The following is an 18,152-nucleotide window of genomic DNA, read 5'->3' as shown; positions in this document are numbered from 1 at the left end:
TATCAAGCGAATGTATCGATGATGGTACCGAGCACTTCGTCGGAAGCTTTTGCAACTTTCACGCCCAGCTCTACTTGGAATTTGCCTTGGGCCATTTGAACCATGTCACTGCCCAGATCCATTTGCTGGCTGCGATCAACGCCGCGCAGACGATCAACCTGCGCTTCCGAGGACTGGCTGGTGACCGAGCGCTCAATGGTGTTGTTGGCAATCTGGCTGGCGGCCTGATCGACGCGGTTCTGCCCGCTCTGAATCGAACTCAGACCTGCATAAAAAGCTGTGTTACCGGAGATTTCCATAACAGTTCTCATCCCTGGGAAGGATCAATGGCGCCATTGAACCAGAGGCGTCAGAAAAACACCCGTCAAAAACACTAATGGCACAGTGCCTGCCCATAGAGAAAAGCTTAGTCGAGCAGATCCAGTTGCAAATGATCGGCCACCGCTTCGGCATTCAAGCTCTTGAGTTTCGGCACGCGCCCCAGGCACGGCGCCGGAATCCGCTCAGCCAATGTCGCCAGGTTCTCCTCCAGCCGCGAAGTCTTCGGATCGATGATATTCGCCACCCACCCGGCCAGTTGCAGACCATCACGGGCAATCGCCTCGGCGGTCAGCAAGGCATGACTGATACATCCCAGACGCACGCCCACTACCAGAATGACCGGCAACCTCAACGCAATCGCCAGATCCGACAGATTGTCCTGATCCGCCAACGGCACGCGCCAGCCTCCCGCGCCTTCGATCAAGGTGAAATCAGCATTCATCGCCAGAATCTCGCGCATCGGCGCCAGCAACGATTGCACGGTCAACGCCACACCCGCTTCACGCGCCGCCAGATGCGGAGCGATCGCCGGCTCGAACGCCACCGGATTGACCTGTTGATAAGTCAGTGGCAGCGAACATTCGGCCAACAGCGCCAATGCATCGGAATTGCGCAAACCCTTGGGCGTCACCTCGCACCCGGACGCCACCGGTTTGCCCGCCGCCGTACTCAAGCCCGCCGACCGCGCCGCATGCAGCAATCCGGCGGCGACCGTAGTCTTGCCGACATCGGTATCTGTTCCGGTGATGAAATAGGCTGCGCTCATACGGGTTTCTCCAACACGGCGTAGACCACCTGATAAGTCGCCGGCAATCCCGGCGCTTCACGGAACTGCTCGTAAGCTTCGACCAGCCCGAGAATCCGCGCGCGCCCGGTCAAACCGCCCGGGCGCCCCGGATTCAGATTGTGCGCCCCCAACGCTTTCAATTCATGGGTCAGACTGCGCACATCCGGGTAGTGCAACACGTGAGGCTGATTCTCCAGACTCAATGTGCGCAAACCACTGGCCGCGCACAATTGCTCATAGCGGGCGAACTCGCGGAAGCGATTGACGTGCACCATCCCGTCGACCTGCCGCCAGCTGTCACGCAACTCAAACAGCGTCCCTGCACAAAGACTAGCAAACGCGAAGATCCCACCGGGTTTCAACACACGAAACGCTTCGCTGAGCACCGCATCGAAACCCGCACACCACTGCACCGCGAGGCTGGAGAAGATCAGGTCGCAAGTCGAATCCCGCAGCGGCAGCCGCTCCGCGTCGCCAGCAATAAAATGCTCGGCACCGCCCAATGGCCGTGCATGCTCAAGCATGCCTTCAGCGATATCCAGCGCCAGACCATGGCCCTCGGCAAAATGCGCGGCCAGTGCCCGGCTGAAATAACCGGTGCCACAGCCCAGATCCAGCCAACGTGCGGGCATAAAATTTTGCGGCAAGCGCTGAAGCAACTGTGTACCAACATCACGTTGCAACTCGGCGACGCTGTCGTAACTGGCCGCCGCACGAGAGAAAGAGGCCGCGACCTGACGCTTGTCAGGCAAGCCGCCAGGCAGCACAAGAGACAAATCAGTCATCACCGCACTCGTGTAGAAAAGCCTGGATAGCACCCGCCAGTCCGTGGGGGTCTTCCAGAAGAAACGCATGACAGGCCTGTTCGATCAGACCTATTTCGATATCCGGCAACAGAGCGAACAACGCCCCCGCCGCTTCCGCCGGGACCAGACCGTCCTGTCCGGCAAACAAATGATATTGCGGGCCACGAAATGCCTGCAGCGCTTCGCGGGTGTCCAGTTGCGCAAGCAATTCCAGACCCGCCATCAACGCCGACGGCGCGGTATTCGGCGCGCCGCCCAGCATTAAACGCGACAATCCACGTGGGTCCCGCGCACCTTGAGCACAGAGCAGCGAGAAGCGTTTGAGGGTTGTGCGCGGATCAGCCTGGCAACCGGCGAGAAACGCCTCGAAGGTCTCGCCCGGCATCGCGTTCGGCCACTGCTCATGGGCAACGAAGCAAGGATTGCTCGCCAGTGTCAGCAAACCGCAGCAACGCTCGCCACGGCGCGCCGCCAATTCGGACGCAAGCATGCCGCCCAGCGACCAGCCACCGAGCCAGACGTCCTGAGGAATGCTTTCATCAAGTTCGTCGAGCCAGTCCTGCAGGTCGCTGGAATCCAGTTCCGGCAACGGTTCGATGTCGACTTTCAGGTGTTCATCGAGGCCTTGCAATGCGGCGGCCAGAGGCTCCATCGGCGACACACCGAGGCCCCAGCCGGGCAGCAGAATCAGGCGATTACGCATGGCTTGGCTCCGACGACAGTTGGGCAAAGCAATCGGCCAGTCCTTCTAACAATAGCTGCACCTGCGCCTCGCTGTGGGCAGCGGTCAGGGTTACACGCAAGCGGGCACTGCCGGCAGGCACGGTAGGTGGGCGGATGGCGGTGACCATCAGCCCGCGCTCGCGCAACATCTGCGACAGGCGCACCGCGTGCCCGGCATCGCCGATCATGATCGGCTGGATCGGCGTGAAGCTGTCCATCAGTTCCAGACCGATCTGCTCGGCGCCCTGGCGAAACTGGCGAATCAGGCTTTGCAAATGTTCCCGGCGCCAGCGTTCAGTGCGCAGCAACTCGAGACTTTTCAGGGTCGCGCAGGCCAGCGCCGGTGGCTGGCTGGTGGTGTAGATGTACGGACGGGCGAACTGGATCAGGCTTTCGATCAGCTCTTCGCTGCCGGCGACAAATGCCCCCGCCGTGCCAAACGCTTTGCCGAGGGTGCCGACCAGTACCGGGACATCCTCCTGGCTCAGACCGAAATGCTCGACGATGCCGCCGCCGTTCGCACCCAGGGGACCGAAGCCGTGAGCGTCATCAACCATTAACCACGCGCCTTTGGCCTTGGCTTCACGGGCCAGCGCCGGCAGGTCAGCGAGGTCGCCGTCCATACTGAACACACCGTCGGTGACCACCAGCGTGTTGCCGGTGGCTTTCTCCAGCCGCTTGCCCAGGCTGTCGGCGTCGTTGTGTAAATAGCGACTGAAACGCGCGCCGGATAACAGCCCCGCGTCCAGCAGCGAGGCGTGATTGAGCCGGTCTTCCAGCACCGTGTCGCCCTGCCCGACCAGCGCCGTGACTGCACCGAGGTTGGCCATGTAGCCGGTGGTAAACAGCAGCGCACGCGGGCGACCGGTAAGGTCAGCCAACGCTTCTTCAAGGGCGTGATGCGGGCCGCTATGGCCGATCACCAGATGTGAGGCGCCGCCACCAACGCCCCAGCGCTCAGCGCCGGCGCGCCAGGCTTCGATCACTTGCGGGTGATTGGCCAGGCCGAGGTAATCGTTGTTGCAGAAGGCAAGCAACGGTTTGCCGTCGACCACCACTTGTGGCCCCTGCGGAGACTCGAGCAGCGGACGCTGGCGATAGAGGTTTTCGGCACGACGGGCAGCAAGGCGTGCGGCGAGATCGAAAGACATGCAGGCCTCGACTTTCAAGTGACACAGATTCCCTGTGGGAGCGGGCTTGCTCGCGAAGGCGGTCTGACATTCAACAGTGATGTTGACTGGACTGACGCTTTCGCGAGCAAGCCCGCTCCCACAGGGGGTTTGCATTCCTTCAGAGGTTTTAGACGGCGGCGTTGTAGAACTGCTCGCTGCTCTTCTGCTCAACCAATGCCTGCTCAATCGCGGCCTGGTGCACCTCGTCGGAATGCTCTTCACGGGCTTCGGGCTGGATACCCAGACGCGCGAACAGTTGCATGTCCTTGTCCGCCTGCGGGTTAGCGGTGGTCAGCAGTTTGTCGCCATAGAAAATCGAGTTGGCGCCGGCGAAGAAGGCCAGGGCCTGCATCTGCTCGTTCATCGCTTCGCGGCCGGCGGACAGGCGCACATGGGATTGCGGCATGAGGATACGGGCCACGGCGAGCATGCGGATAAAGTCGAACGGATCGATGTCTTCGGCGTTTTCCAGCGGCGTGCCGGCCACTTTCACCAGCATGTTGATCGGCACCGACTCCGGATGCTCCGGCAGGTTGGCCAACTGAATCAGCAGATTGGCGCGGTCATCCAGCGACTCGCCCATGCCGAGGATGCCGCCGGAGCAGATCTTCATCCCCGATTCACGCACGTAGGCCAGGGTCTGCAGGCGCTCGCTGTAGGTGCGGGTGGTGATGATGCTGCCGTAGAACTCCGGCGAGGTGTCGAGGTTGTGGTTGTAATAATCAAGACCGGCCTTGGCCAGCGCTTCGGTCTGATCCTGATCGAGGCGACCGAGGGTCATACAGGTTTCCAGGCCCATGGCTTTCACACCTTCGACCATTTTCAGCACGTACGGCATGTCTTTGGCCGATGGATGCTTCCACGCCGCGCCCATGCAGAACCGCGTCGAACCGATGGCCTTGGCGCGTGCCGCCTCTTCGAGGACTTTCTGCACTTCCATCAGTTTTTCTTTTTCAAGACCGGTGTTGTAGTGACCGGACTGCGGGCAGTACTTGCAGTCTTCCGGGCAGGCGCCGGTCTTGATCGACAGCAGGGTCGAAACCTGAACGCGGTTGGCGTTGAAATGTGCGCGATGCACCGTTTGCGCCTGGAACAGCAAGTCGTTGAATGGCTGTACGAAGAGTGCTTTGACTTCGGCCAGAGACCAGTCGTGACGCAAGGTGGCGGTGGTGCTCGCGCTCATGGGTAGTTCCTTGGTTATGCTTGGCTGGCGGCTGCGGGAATGGAATACCCACAGGCGTAACACGGATGTTCGGCATATTTAAGGAAGAGTGATGCGCTGTCAACCACGATACGAAGGTCAGGTTTACATCTGTTTAAATAATGTACAGCACTGCCTGCTTTGCGACGAACCGGCAGAAGCGGAAATGCCAATCTGTGTGGCCTGCGAAACCGATTTGCCTTGGCTTGGCGACCACTGCCAGAGCTGCGCCCTGCCACTTCTCGCCGCCGGCATGACCTGCGGCGAGTGCCTGCTAGAGCCGCCGGCCTTCGAGCAGGTGGTGGTGCCGTGGCTCTATGGCTTTCCGGTCGACAGTTTGATTACGCGTTTTAAACACAACGCAAAATGGCCGTTTGGCCACCTGCTCGCCGACGTTCTCGGGCAATACCTGCAACATCGCTTCGATGAAGGATTGCCGAGGCCGGATGCGTTGTTGCCAGTGCCGCTGGCTGGTAAGCGTTTGCGCCAACGGGGATTCAACCAGGCGGCGATGCTGGCGCGGTGGTTGAGTCAATCGCTGGATCTGCCTTGTGAGGAACAGGTTCTGCGCCGAATCAAGGAGACCAGTGCTCAGCAGGATCTTGATGCCAAGGCGCGTAAACATAATCTGCGCGATGCCTTCGAGATCATGCCGGATGCGCAGGTACGAGGCCGGCATTTGGCGTTGGTTGATGATGTGCTGACCACTGGCGCGACCGCACAGGCACTGGCCCGGTTGCTGATGAACGCTGGCGCTGCGCGGGTCGATGTCTATTGCCTGGCTCGCACTCCGAAACCCGGCACCTGAAACTAACGCAATCCCTCTTTAGGAGTGAGCCTGCTCGCGATAGCGTCATCAATGCCAACATCTATACTGGCTGATCCACCGCTATCGCGAGCAGGCTCACTCCTACACAGATCTCGGCTTGACTCTCGCGTCGCTAGCGGCCAACTTCCACGTTCACCGCCACAAAAAAGCATCCACGCATGTCCATGCCTTCCCTGCTGTCCCAGCACATCGTCCGCCGTCCGCAGCGCATCGCCCTGCTGCAACACATCGCCGAACAGGGTTCGATTACCCGCGCCGCGAAAAGCGCAGGCCTGAGCTACAAAGCAGCGTGGGATGCTATCGATGAGCTGAACAACCTCGCACAAAAACCGCTGGTTGAACGCGCCATCGGTGGCAAGGGCGGTGGCGGCGCAAAACTCTCCAGCGAGGGCGAGCGCGTTTTGCGCCTTTACCAAAAGCTGCAGGCCTTGCAGGCCCAGGTGCTGGAGGCCGCGGAAGACGCCAGCGATCTGGATCTGCTCGGCCGCTTGATGCTCAGAACCAGCGCGCGCAATCAGTTGCACGGCAAAGTCGTGGCGATCAAAGCGCAGGGGCGCAATGACCTGATCCGTCTCGAACTGGCCGAAGGGCTGTGCCTGGACGCGCAGATCACCCACGACAGCACCGAGCATCTGGAACTGCAGGCCGGCACCGAAGTGGTCGCACTGATCAAGGCTGGCTGGCTGGAATTGCTGAGCAACGAGCAGCCTGCAACGTCTGGTCACAATCTTCTCAACGGTATCATCGACGCAATTCTTGATGCCGAGGACGGTCCGAGCGAAGTACGCATTACCCTGCCCAACGGCCATACCCTCTGCGCCCTCGCGGAACCGCTGGACTTGCGCACTCGCGGACTGAGCGTCGAACAACCGGTGCAAGTGCAGTTCTCGCCGTCCAATGTGCTGATCGGCACGCCGCTGTAATCCGGCGCTGCAACGAAAGCGTCATCGACGCTCATTAAGGTGGCTGCCAAAACCATGCAGGGAGCCTGATGTGAGCCTATTAGAAGAAAACCAATCCACTGACCTGGAAAAAATGGTCGGCCTCAGCCGTCGCGGTTTCATCGGCGCCGGTGCGCTGTGCGGCGCGGCGATGTTCCTCGGCGGCAGCCTGTTGAGCCGCAGTGCGCTGGCCACCGGCGTCAGCGCCGGCAACAGCCGTCTGCTCGGTTTCGAGAGTATTCCGGCGGCGACCACCGACGTGATCAGCCTGCCCAAAGGCTACAAGTCTTCGGTGCTGATCAGTTGGGGCCAGCCACTGCACAAGAACGGCCCGGCCTTCGATCCGAGCGGCAACGGCACCGCCGCAGCCCAGGAAGTGCAGTTCGGCGACAACAACGACGGCATGAGCCTGTTCGCCTTCCCCGACGACCGCAACCGCGCGTTGATGGCGATCAACAACGAATACACCAACTACCGCTATCTCTACCCGCACGGCGGCATGCCGCAATCGGCCGAAGATGTGCGCAAGGCGCTGGCCTGCGAAGGCGTGTCGGTGATTGAAGTGCAGCGCAAGAACGGTCAGTGGCAGTTCGTCCAGGGCTCGCGCTACAACCGCCGGATTCACGGCAACTCGCCGCTGCGCATCAGCGGCCCGGCGGCCGGTCACGAGCTGATGAAAACAGCTGCCGACAAACACGGCAAGAAGGTCCTCGGCACGTTCCAGAACTGCGCCAATGGTAAAACGCCGTGGGGCACTTATCTGACCTGCGAAGAAAACTTCACCGACTGCTTCGGCAGCAGCAATGCCCAGCAGCAGTTCGACCCGGCGCAGAAGCGCTACGGCGTCACCGCCGCCAGCCGCGAGATCAACTGGCACCCGTACGACCCGCGCTTCGACATGGCCAAGAACCCCAACGAACTCAACCGTCACGGCTGGGTGGTCGAGATTGATCCGTTCGACCCGCAATCGACCCCGGTCAAACGCACGGCGCTGGGCCGCTTCAAGCATGAAAACGCCGCACTGGCCGAAACCGACGACGGTCGCGCCGTGGTGTACATGGGCGACGACGAGCGTGGCGAGTTCATCTACAAATTCGTCAGCCGCGACCGCATCAACCACCGCAACGCCAAGGCCAACCGCGACATCCTCGATCACGGCACCTTGTACGTGGCCAGGTTCGACGCCGGTGATGGCGATCCCGATCACCCGAAAGGCCAGGGCCAGTGGATCGAGCTGACCCACGGCAAGAACGGCATCGACGCCAGCAGCGGTTTCGCCGATCAGGCCGAAGTGCTGATCCACGCACGCCTCGCCGCCAGCGTGGTCGGTGCAACGCGCATGGACCGTCCGGAATGGATCGTCGTCAGCCCGAAGGACGGCCAGGTCTATTGCACCCTGACCAACAACGCCAAGCGCGGCGAAGACGGTCAGCCGGTGGGCGGACCAAACCCGCGCGAGAAAAACGTCTACGGACAGATTCTGCGCTGGCGCACCGACCGCGACGATCACGCCTCGAAGACGTTTGCCTGGGATCTGTTTGTAGTTGCCGGTAACCCGGGCGTACATGCCGGGACGCCGAAGGGCGGCTCAAAGAACATCACCCCGCAGAACATGTTCAACAGCCCGGATGGTTTGGGCTTCGACAAGGCCGGGCGTTTGTGGATTCTCACCGATGGTGATTCGAGCAACGCCGGCGACTTTGCCGGGATGGGCAACAACCAGATGCTTTGCGCCGATCCCAAGACCGGTGAAATTCGTCGCTTTATGGTCGGGCCGGTTGGTTGTGAGGTGACCGGGATCAGCTTCTCGCCGGATCAGAAGACTCTGTTTGTCGGGATTCAGCATCCGGGGGAAAACGGTGGTTCGACCTTCCCTGAGCATTTGCCGAATGGCAAGCCGCGGTCTTCGGTGATGGCGATTACCCGTGAGGATGGCGGGATCGTCGGCGCCTGATACACCGCCTTCGCGAGCAAGCTCGCTCCCACAGGGGATCGCACTCCAAATGTAGGAGTGAGCCTGCTCGCGATAGCATCAGCCCAGACACCAACCCCCTAAGGGCCTGCCATCTGCGCTACCATGCTGGGCCGGACGCGGCAGCCTGCTGCGCGCAGGAGTCAGCATGGCCCACCCGTTTGAAACCCTCACCCCCGACCTCGTGCTCGATGCCGTTGAAAGCATCGGCTTCCTCAGCGATGCGCGCATTCTGGCGCTCAACAGCTACGAAAACCGCGTCTATCAGGTCGGCATCGAAGACTCCGAACCGCTGATCGCCAAGTTCTATCGTCCGCAACGCTGGACCAACGAGGCCATCCTCGAAGAACACCAATTCACCTTTGAACTGGCCGACGTCGAGATTCCGGTGGTGGCGCCGCTGATCCACAACGGCGAAACCCTGCATGAACACGCCGGTTTCCGCTTCACTCTGTTCCCGCGTCGCGGCGGTCGGGCGCCGGAGCCGGGCAATCTCGATCAGCTGTATCGTCTCGGCCAACTGCTCGGGCGTATTCACGCGGTCGGCGCGACCAAGCCGTTTGAACACCGAGAAGCCCTCGCCGTGCAGAACTTCGGCCACGCCTCGCTGAACACCTTGCTCGAAGGCAACTTCATTCCGAAAAGCCTGCTGCCGGCCTACGAGTCGGTGGCCCGCGACCTGCTCAAACGCGTGGAAGATGCCTACGCGAACACGCCGCACCAGAACATTCGCATGCACGGCGACTGCCACCCCGGCAACATGATGTGCCGCGACGAGATGTTCCACATCGTCGACCTTGATGACTGCCGCATGGGCCCGGCGGTGCAGGACATCTGGATGATGCTCGCCGGCGATCGCCAGGAATGCCTGGGGCAGCTGTCGGAACTGATGGATGGCTACAACGAATTCCACGACTTCGACCCGCGCGAACTGGCGTTGATCGAACCGTTGCGCGCGCTGCGCCTGATGCACTACAGCGCCTGGCTGGCGCGGCGCTGGGATGACCCGGCGTTCCCGCATAGTTTCCCGTGGTTCGGCACCGAGCGGTATTGGGGCGATCAAGTGTTGGCGTTGCGTGAGCAGCTATCAGCGCTTAACGAAGAACCACTGAAACTCTTCTGATCCAAACCTGAACCCTGTGGGAGCGAGCTTGCTCGCGAAGGCGTCATGTCAGTCAGCATAATGTTGAATGTCAGTCCGTATTCGCGAGCAAGCTCGCTCCCACAGGGGTTGTGTGTTCACACATTTCTGACCAATCAGCTACGGCACTCGCCGACAAACCTCCTTACAATCCCTCCTTTGTCAGCTGCCTAAGCAAGGATTCTGCATGCAAGCCGCCAACCCGCGTCGCGGGTACATTCTGGGCCTGAGTGCCTACATCATCTGGGGCCTGTTCCCGATCTACTTCAAAGCCATCGCCGACGTGCCAGCCGTTGAAATCATCATCCATCGGGTGTTGTGGTCGGCGCTGTTTGGTGGGTTGTTGCTGATGGTGTGGAAACACCCGGGCTGGTTGCGCGAATTGCTGGACAACCCCAAACGTCTGGCGATTCTGGCGTTGAGCGGGACGCTGATCGCGGCCAACTGGCTGACCTACGTGTGGTCGGTGAACAACGGGCGCATGCTCGAGGCGAGTCTGGGTTACTACATCAATCCGCTGGTCAACGTGCTGTTGGGCATGGTGCTTCTTGGGGAACGGCTGCGCCGAATGCAATGGCTCGCGGTCGGCCTGGCGGCCGTTGGCGTGGCGCAGCAAGTGTGGCAGGTCGGCAGTCTGCCGTGGGTGTCGCTGGCGCTGGCGCTGACGTTCGGCTTCTACGGTCTGATCCGCAAGCAGGCACCGGTCAAGGCGTTGCCGGGGCTGGTGGTGGAAACCTGGATGCTGGTGCCAATCGCCATTGCCTGGTTGCTGTTCAACCAGACCGCGACCAGCGCTCAGCCGGAGTTCTGGACCACATCACAGGCCTGGTGGCTCGTGGCGGCGGGTCCGGTGACGCTGGTGCCGCTGGTGTGCTTCAACGCCGCCACGCGCCACTTGCCCTACACCACCATCGGTTTCCTGCAATACGTGGCGCCGACCTTGGTGCTGCTGCAAGCGGTGTTGCTGTTCGGCGAACATCTGTCGTCGAGCACGCTGGTTGCGTTTATCTTTATCTGGGCCGGTTTGGCGGTTTACAGCGTCGATGCGTGGATAAGTCTGCGTCGACGCAACTGATCAAAAAACGCACAAACCCTCACAGGCCACGGTTCTCGTGGCCTGCATCGTTCCTTCCCAAGGTTATCCACAGCGTGATCCCCGCCGTTTGTGCGCAAGTCACTGAATCCTGGTGGTTTTTTGATCAGTTCCGCACAAGCCCCGGCCGGCTTGGCGCTGCGCCCGGTCTCTACAGGTTATCCACAGGCGGGTGCACGTTTAAACTGGATAACCCCAACGCCACTTAAATGTCTGTGCGTAACACCAGCTCCACCATCAGATCGTCGGCCAGCGTTTCCAGACGCGACTGCAAAACGTCGAGCGACAGTGTCAGCGGTACTGCAAGAATCGCTTCGGCGTGGAACAGCGGCTCGCTGCTCATCGGTGCCGGGCGCACTTCGGTTACCAGTCTTTCCAGGTTGACGCCTTGCTCGCTTAACAGCCGGGTGATGTCGCGAACGATGCCGGGCCGATCATTGCCCACCAATTCCATGGCAATCGGTTTCCAGGTACAGGACTGCTCGATACCGCTTTCGGCAATCAGCACCCGGATGCCATGAGCAGACAGTGCTTGTAAGGCATCGACTAATTCGTCGTAAGCCTCTGCCGGCACTCCCACCCGAAGAATCCCGGCGAACTGCCCGGCCATCCGTGACATGCGGCTTTCCAGCCAGTTACCGCCGTGTTCGGCAATGCATTGGGCGATGCGCTCGACCTGCCCGGGCTTGTCCGGGGCGAATACGGTGAGTACGAGATGGTCCATGGCGCAGCCCTCTTGTGTTGTAGAAGGGCAAGTATAGGCAACGGGCGGTCAGCCGCCTCAAGCGCGCGAAACCACGAATCGTGTACAACTTTTTATATTTAGCTGGAACAATCCATCTGTTTTTTGAGAACATCCCGTTCCGCGATGTGACCGCAATGCGACATGAGGTCGCAGAACGACGTAATTAGTCTGATTTTCACAAGCGCAACTCATCATGTAGTATGCCGCAGCGCGCACTACATAACGCCGGATCGATGTCTGCCCAAGGCCTGTTCGCAACCCTGAAAGCCCCGTCAGCAAGGCCCCAAGCCGTTGATTGGTCCCAGCCCAGCCGCCAGCAATGGCATGTACTGGTCGGCAGGTTTGTGGTTTAAATGGCCAGAGGCTTCATTGTCAAAATTGAAGAGCTGAAAAGCGAAATAGCTGAGCAGAGTGAGGCAAGCAATGACTGAACACGTTCAAGTCGGTGGCCTGCAGGTCGCCAAAGTCCTGTTCGACTTCGTGAACAACGAAGCCATTCCCGGTACCGGCCTCACCGCCGAGACATTCTGGGAAGGTGCCGACAAGGTCATTCATGACCTGGCGCCGAAGAACAAAGCCCTACTCGCCAAACGCGATGACTTCCAGGCTCGCATTGATGCCTGGCACCAGGAACGCGCCGGTCAAGCGCACGACGCCGTCGCCTACAAAGCGTTCCTGCAGGAAATCGGTTATCTGCTGCCAGAAGCGGCTGACTTCCAGGCAACGACGCAAAACGTCGATGATGAAATCGCCCGTACCGCCGGCCCGCAACTCGTGGTGCCGGTGATGAACGCCCGCTTCGCTCTCAATGCCTCGAACGCCCGCTGGGGTTCGCTGTACGACGCCCTCTACGGCACCGACGCGATCAGCGAAGAGGGTGGCGCGGAAAAAGGCAAAGGCTACAACAAGGTGCGTGGCGACAAAGTCATCGCCTTCGCCCGTGCCTTCCTCGACGAAGCAGCGCCACTGGCCGCTGGCTCCCACGTCGATTCGACCGGCTACAAAATCGCTGACGGCAAACTGCTGGTTACCCTCAAGGGCGGCAGCAACAGTGGCCTGCGCGACGACGCTCAGTTGATCGGTTTCCAGGGCGATGCCAACGCGCCAATCGCCATCCTTTTGAAACACAACGGTCTGCACTTCGAAATCCAGGTCGACGCCAGTACACCGGTCGGCCAGACCGACGCCGCCGGCGTTAAAGACATCCTGATGGAAGCAGCGCTGACCACCATCATGGACTGCGAAGACTCCGTCGCTGCCGTCGATGCCGACGACAAAGTAGTGATCTACCGCAACTGGCTCGGCCTGATGAAGGGCGACCTTGCAGAATCCGTGTCCAAGGGTGGCCAGACCTTCACCCGCACCATGAACCCGGATCGCACCTACACCGCGCCAAATGGCGGTGAAGTGACGTTGCACGGTCGTTCGCTGCTGTTCGTGCGTAACGTTGGCCATCTGATGACCATCGACGCGATCCTCGACAAAGACGGTAACGAAGTGCCGGAAGGCATCCTCGACGGTCTGGTCACTTGCCTCGCAGCGATGCACAACCTCAATGGCAACACCTCGCGTCGCAACACCCGCACCGGTTCGGTCTACATCGTTAAACCGAAAATGCACGGCCCGGAAGAAGCGGCGTTCACCAACGAGCTGTTCGGTCGCATCGAAGACGTGCTGGGCCTTACGCGCAACACGCTGAAAGTCGGGATCATGGACGAGGAGCGCCGCACCACAGTCAACCTCAAGGCTTGCATCAAGGCGGCCAGCGAGCGTGTGGTATTCATCAACACCGGTTTCCTTGACCGCACTGGCGACGAAATCCACACCTCCATGGAAGCCGGCCCGGTAGTACGCAAGGCCGACATGAAGGCCGAGAAGTGGATCGGCGCTTACGAAAACTGGAACGTCGATATCGGTCTGAGCACCGGCCTGCAAGGTCGCGCGCAAATCGGTAAAGGCATGTGGGCGATGCCCGACCTGATGGCCGCGATGCTTGAGCAGAAAATCGCCCACCCGCTGGCCGGCGCCAACACCGCTTGGGTTCCGTCGCCGACTGCTGCTGCGTTGCACGCCCTGCATTACCACAAGGTCGACGTGTTCGCCCGTCAGGCCGAACTGGCCAAACGTGCGCGTGCTTCAGTGGACGACATCCTGACCATCCCGCTGGCGGTCAACCCGAACTGGACGCCGGAGCAAATCAAGAACGAACTGGACAACAACGCCCAAGGCATTCTCGGTTACGTGGTGCGCTGGATCGACCAGGGCGTGGGTTGCTCGAAAGTGCCGGACATCAACGACATCGGCCTGATGGAAGACCGTGCCACACTGCGTATTTCCAGCCAGCACATCGCCAACTGGCTGCGCCACGGTGTCGTCACCGAAGCACAAGTAATGGAAAGCCTCAAGCGCATGGCGCCGGTGGTGGATCGTCAGAACGCCAACGACCCGCTGTACCGTCCGCTGGCACCGGACTTCGACAGCAACATCGCCTTCCAGGCGGCAGTCGAACTGGTGATCGAGGGCACCAAACAGCCGAACGGCTACACCGAGCCAGTGCTGCACCGTCGTCGTCGCGAGTTCAAGAAGGCCAACGGCCTGTAACTTGCGCTGAATGCCGGACATGAAAAAGCCCTGATCGAGAGATCAGGGCTTTTTTGTTTGTGCGGCGGGGTCAGTTTTTGTGATCGGTTTGAGATCCTTCCCCCTCACCCCAGCCCTCTCCCACAAGGGGGCGAGGGGGGAAAGGGAGCCGATCTTTGTGCTTTTCAAAATCTGAGCTCAGCTCAGGAATTGCCAAGGGTTGAGGGGAAAGGGAGCAGATATTGGTGCTTTTCAAAACCTGAGTTCGACTTAGGAATTTCAAGTCGGTGTACTTTGCACATCCACCTCGGTCAGTCCCCTCTCCCCTTGGGAGAGGGTTAGGGTGAGGGGCTCTTAAGGTTCTATCCCCAATTCATGTTTCACCAACGCCAACAACTTGCCCGTATCAATCGGTTTGAGCAGAAAATCCACCACGCTCAAATGCATCGCGGCAATCGCGTCTTTCACATCAGCATCGCCCGAGACAATGATGATCGGCAGCGCCGCCCGCTCCGATTCGCGCACCTGACGGATCAGCTCAAGGCCATCGACATTGCCCATGCGCAGATCGGTAATCACCAGCCCGATCGAAGGTTTCGCCTCCAGCATCTTCAGCGCCGTCTCGCCACTGGCTGCGGTCATGCAATGAATGCCATCCAACGCGAGAATCTCCGACAACAACTCCCGGGCGTCCTTGTCGTCATCGACGATCAGTACACGCTGCGGCGGCAAGTCGGGTTCGAGCATTACAGCGCTGAGCGCTTCACGCTCGGCGTCGCTCAAAATATCGTGGTCGGACATGGCATTCTCTAAATGTTCAAACAATCCCTGGCAAGTCGTCAGACATCACCAGACAGCGCTTCAATGTGCACTTCGTCGGATTTTTTTCCAAGAGGCCGGCGGGCGAATTTCCGACTGTTTTTGTAGGGCACTTCCCAAATGTGCCCACCGCCAGCTCAAACCTAGACTTACGTCCAATGGGCACCCTGCCCGCAGGGGTCGACCATGGCCAGAACGATCCGACAACAACAATTCGAAAAAGACTGCGGTAATGGTTATGAGTAAAGCGGACGCCTTCACCCAGGCAGGGAAAACCGCGGTATTGCAGAACATTCAGGGCACCCTGCAATTCCTCCAGCGCTTCCCGCCCTTCAATCAGATGGAACACGCCCACCTGGCTTATCTGGTGGAGCAATGTCAGCTGCGTTTCTACGGTCAGGGCGAGAGCATCATCAAACCTGCCGACGGCCCGGTCGAACACTTCTATATCGTCAAGCAAGGTCGGGTGGTCGGCGAACGTCAGCACATCACCAAACCCGGCACCGAGACCACGTTTGAGATCACCACCGGCGAATGTTTTCCACTCGCCGCGCTGCTCGGCGAACGCGCGACCCGCACCGAACACCTCGCTGGCGAAGACACGTTCTGCCTGCAACTGAACAAGCTGGCGTTCATCAAACTGTTCGCCCTCTCCAACGCCTTCCGCGACTTCGCCTTGCGCGGGGTCAGCAGCCTGCTCGATCAGGTCAACCAGCAAGTGCAGCAGAAAGCCGTGGAAACCCTCGGCACCCAGTATTCGCTGAACACCCGCCTGGGCGAACTGGCAATGCGGCACCCGGTAACCTGCGGGCCTGAAACGCCATTGCGTGAAGCAGTGAAACTGATGCACGAGCAGCAGGTCGGCAGCATCGTCGCGGTGGATGAGCACAAGGCACCGTTGGGGATTTTCACCCTGCGCGATCTGCGTCATGTGGTGGCCGCCGGCGTCGGCGATTTCAGCGAAGCGATCGAGCGTCATATGACGCCCGCGCCCTTCTACTTATCGCCGGATCACAGCGCATTCGATGCGGCGATCGCCATGACCGAACGGCACATCGCTCACGTTTGCCTGGTCAAGGATCAGCGCCTGTGCGGCGTGGTTTCCGAGCGCGATCTGTTCTCGCTGCAACGGGTCGACCTGGTGCATCTGGCCCGGACCATCCGCAGCGCCCAGCGCGTCGAACAACTGGTCAGCCTGCGCGGCGAGATCGGCCAACTGGTCGAGCGCATGCTCGCTCACGGCGCGTCTTCAACGCAGATCACCCACATCATTACCCTGCTCAACGACCACACCGTGTGCCGCGTGATCGAACTGACCCTCGCGGAAAAAGGCGATCCCGGTGTGCCATTCAGTTGGTTGTGTTTCGGCAGCGAAGGTCGCCGCGAGCAGACGCTGCACACCGATCAGGACAACGGCATTCTGTTCGACGCTCGCGATGCTGCGCATGCGGCGGAGATTCGCGGCAAGCTGCTGCCGATTGCCCAGCAGGTCAACCACAGCCTGGCGCTGTGCGGTTTCACCCTGTGCAAGGGCAACATCATGGCCGGCAACCCCGAACTGTGTCTGTCGCGGGCGGAATGGGCGCGGCGATTTGCAGCGTTCATTCGCGAGGCGACGCCGGAGAATCTGCTCGGCTCGAGTATCTATTTCGATTTGCGCGTGGTCTGGGGCGATGAAAAAAGCTGCGAACAGTTGCGCCGGGGCATCCTCGATCAGGTGGGCGACAACCGCTTGTTCCAGCGCATGATGGCCGAGAACGCCCTGCGCAATCGTCCACCGGTGGGTCGTTTCCGCGAGTTCGTGCTGGCACGCAAGAATGGCGAGAAAGCCACGCTGGACCTGAAGGTACAGGGGCTTACGCCGTTCGTGGATGGCGCGCGACTGCTCGCTTTGGCCAACGGTATCGACGCCAACAACACCCTCGAACGCTTCCGTCAGTTGGTCGAGAAAGAAGTCATCGAACGACTGGATGGCGCAGCGTATGAAGAGGCCTATCACTTCATTCAGCAAACGCGCATGCAACAGCATCAACTGCAGACCCGGGAAAATCTGCCCTACTCCAACCGTGTCGACCCGGACAGCCTCAACCATCTCGACCGGCGCATCTTGCGCGAATCCCTGCGCCAGGCCCAGCGCCTGCAAAGCAGCCTGACGTTGCGGTATCAGCTATGAGCCTGTTCTCGTGGTTGCGTCCGGCCAGCCCGGTGCTGCCGGTGGAGTGGCAACAGCGTCTGTCGGCGTTGCCGGTGATCAGCGAGCTCGGCGAGTGCAGCCTGCGCGAACAACGCTGGGTGGTGCTGGATCTGGAAACCACCGGGCTGAATCTGAACAAGGACCGGGTGTTGTCGATTGGCGCGGTGGTGATCGAGGACGGCGCGATCGATTTCAGTCAGCAGTTCGAGCGCACGCTGCAATGTCGCGAGCTGAAACTCAGTCCCAGTGTGTTGATTCATGGACTGGGGCCGAATGCGATCGCGGCGGGCAGTGAGCCGGCCGAGGCGTTGCTGGAGCTTATGGAATTTATCGGCGACAGCCCGGTATTGGCGTTTCATGCACCGTTCGATCAACACATGCTCGGGCGCGCGTTGAAGGAGCATCTGGGGCACAAGTTGCAGCAGGTGTTTCTTGATGTGGCGGATATTGCGCCGCTGGTGTGTCCGCAAGCGCACATTCGTGAGGCCGGGCTGGATGAGTGGATCGACTGGTTCAAGCTTGAGGTGTTCGAGCGGCATAACGCGAGTGCCGATGCGTTGGCGACGGCGGAACTGGCGCTGATTCTGTTCAGCCGGGCGCGACAGCAGCAGATTCATAGCCCGTTGAATTTGCAGCAGCGGTTGAGCCAGTGGAAACGTAGGCAGCAGGCGCCTTCGTTCTGAATCAGAAGGCCCTCACCCCAGCCCTCTCCCAGAGGGAGAGGGAGCCGACCGATGTGTCTCGGGCTTTTCATCGACCTGAAAGATCGAGTCGAGTATGGATTCACTGAAAATCGTTCAGGTCGGTGTATCTCCTGAATATCCCTCA

General features: G+C 60.3%; 16 protein-coding genes. 8 read left to right on the top strand and 8 right to left on the bottom strand.

The features are described from left to right. Positions 1-2: 2 nt before the first annotated feature. From ACM6IV_RS15845 to bioB, 6 genes are all read right to left on the bottom strand, one after another. Positions 3-299 carry a hypothetical protein gene (locus ACM6IV_RS15845; RefSeq protein ID WP_016983171.1) on the bottom strand — a complete coding sequence of 99 codons (297 nt, stop codon included), beginning with the start codon at positions 297-299 and terminating at the stop codon, positions 3-5. A gap of 107 nt (positions 300-406) precedes the next feature. Continuing rightward, a complete protein-coding gene (bioD, locus tag ACM6IV_RS15840; protein WP_414870700.1) occupies positions 407-1,087 on the bottom strand; it encodes a dethiobiotin synthase in 681 nt (226 codons plus the stop codon). After that, positions 1,084-1,893, bottom strand: coding sequence for a malonyl-ACP O-methyltransferase BioC (gene bioC / locus ACM6IV_RS15835; RefSeq protein ID WP_414870699.1), 810 nt, complete (start codon positions 1,891-1,893; stop codon positions 1,084-1,086). Before bioC ends, bioD begins: the two co-directional genes overlap by 4 nt. After that, positions 1,886-2,617 carry an alpha/beta fold hydrolase gene (locus ACM6IV_RS15830; protein WP_414870698.1) on the bottom strand — a complete coding sequence of 244 codons (732 nt, stop codon included), beginning with the start codon at positions 2,615-2,617 and terminating at the stop codon, positions 1,886-1,888. The genes bioC and ACM6IV_RS15830 overlap by 8 nt, the downstream gene beginning before the upstream one ends. Next, positions 2,610-3,788, bottom strand: a complete 1,179-nt coding sequence (gene bioF / locus ACM6IV_RS15825; protein WP_414870697.1) for an 8-amino-7-oxononanoate synthase — start codon at positions 3,786-3,788, stop codon at positions 2,610-2,612. The genes ACM6IV_RS15830 and bioF overlap by 8 nt, the downstream gene beginning before the upstream one ends. Before the next feature lie 148 nt (positions 3,789-3,936). Then, positions 3,937-4,992: a biotin synthase BioB gene (gene bioB, locus ACM6IV_RS15820; RefSeq protein WP_160059674.1), complete on the bottom strand. Its 1,056-nt coding sequence runs from the start codon at positions 4,990-4,992 to the stop codon at positions 3,937-3,939. Positions 4,993-5,083: 91 nt separating this feature from the next. Between bioB and ACM6IV_RS15815 the strand changes: the two genes are divergently transcribed. The 5 genes from ACM6IV_RS15815 to rarD all read left to right on the top strand — a co-directional run bounded on the left by ACM6IV_RS15815 (position 5,084) and on the right by rarD (position 10,968). Further along, on the top strand, positions 5,084-5,818 hold the full coding sequence (locus tag ACM6IV_RS15815) for a double zinc ribbon domain-containing protein (protein ID WP_414870696.1): 735 nt from the start codon (positions 5,084-5,086) through the stop codon (positions 5,816-5,818). A gap of 179 nt (positions 5,819-5,997) precedes the next feature. Further along, positions 5,998-6,762, top strand: a complete 765-nt coding sequence (locus ACM6IV_RS15810) for a TOBE domain-containing protein (protein WP_414870695.1) — start codon at positions 5,998-6,000, stop codon at positions 6,760-6,762. 70 nt (positions 6,763-6,832) lie between these two features. Continuing rightward, positions 6,833-8,734 (top strand): PhoX family protein, encoded by a 1,902-nt coding sequence (locus ACM6IV_RS15805; protein ID WP_414870694.1) that lies wholly within the window; start codon positions 6,833-6,835, stop codon positions 8,732-8,734. A gap of 166 nt (positions 8,735-8,900) precedes the next feature. Beyond that, positions 8,901-9,875, top strand: coding sequence for a serine/threonine protein kinase (locus tag ACM6IV_RS15800; RefSeq protein WP_110720743.1), 975 nt, complete (start codon positions 8,901-8,903; stop codon positions 9,873-9,875). 205 nt (positions 9,876-10,080) lie between these two features. Further along, positions 10,081-10,968: an EamA family transporter RarD gene (rarD, locus tag ACM6IV_RS15795; RefSeq protein ID WP_414870693.1), complete on the top strand. Its 888-nt coding sequence runs from the start codon at positions 10,081-10,083 to the stop codon at positions 10,966-10,968. A 223-nt stretch (positions 10,969-11,191) separates the two neighbouring features. On the opposite strand, the gene ACM6IV_RS15790 is transcribed toward rarD, so the two are convergent. After that, positions 11,192-11,710 carry a glycine cleavage system protein R gene (locus ACM6IV_RS15790; protein ID WP_311997901.1) on the bottom strand — a complete coding sequence of 173 codons (519 nt, stop codon included), beginning with the start codon at positions 11,708-11,710 and terminating at the stop codon, positions 11,192-11,194. Between the two features lie 444 nt (positions 11,711-12,154). On the opposite strand from ACM6IV_RS15790, the gene ACM6IV_RS15785 reads away from it, so the two are divergent. Further along, complete coding sequence (locus ACM6IV_RS15785; protein WP_414870692.1) at positions 12,155-14,332, top strand: malate synthase G; 2,178 nt, start codon at positions 12,155-12,157, stop codon at positions 14,330-14,332. Positions 14,333-14,665: 333 nt separating this feature from the next. On the opposite strand, the gene ACM6IV_RS15780 is transcribed toward ACM6IV_RS15785, so the two are convergent. Further along, a complete protein-coding gene (locus ACM6IV_RS15780; protein ID WP_414870691.1) occupies positions 14,666-15,112 on the bottom strand; it encodes a response regulator in 447 nt (148 codons plus the stop codon). A gap of 256 nt (positions 15,113-15,368) precedes the next feature. Between ACM6IV_RS15780 and ACM6IV_RS15775 the strand changes: the two genes are divergently transcribed. Both ACM6IV_RS15775 and ACM6IV_RS15770 read left to right on the top strand, forming a co-directional pair. Continuing rightward, entirely contained in the window at positions 15,369-17,303 is a 1,935-nt protein-coding gene (locus ACM6IV_RS15775) for a putative nucleotidyltransferase substrate binding domain-containing protein (RefSeq protein ID WP_414870690.1), read from the top strand. After that, positions 17,300-18,007 (top strand): PolC-type DNA polymerase III, encoded by a 708-nt coding sequence (locus ACM6IV_RS15770; RefSeq protein ID WP_414870689.1) that lies wholly within the window; start codon positions 17,300-17,302, stop codon positions 18,005-18,007. The genes ACM6IV_RS15775 and ACM6IV_RS15770 overlap by 4 nt, the downstream gene beginning before the upstream one ends. Positions 18,008-18,152: the final 145 nt, after the last annotated feature.

The sequence above is a fragment of the Pseudomonas sp. IT-347P genome (assembly GCF_949768005.1).
Classification (GTDB): domain Bacteria; phylum Pseudomonadota; class Gammaproteobacteria; order Pseudomonadales; family Pseudomonadaceae; genus Aquipseudomonas.
The sequence above is the reverse complement of the archived record's forward strand: the minus strand, read 5'-3'. Positions and strand labels throughout refer to the sequence as shown.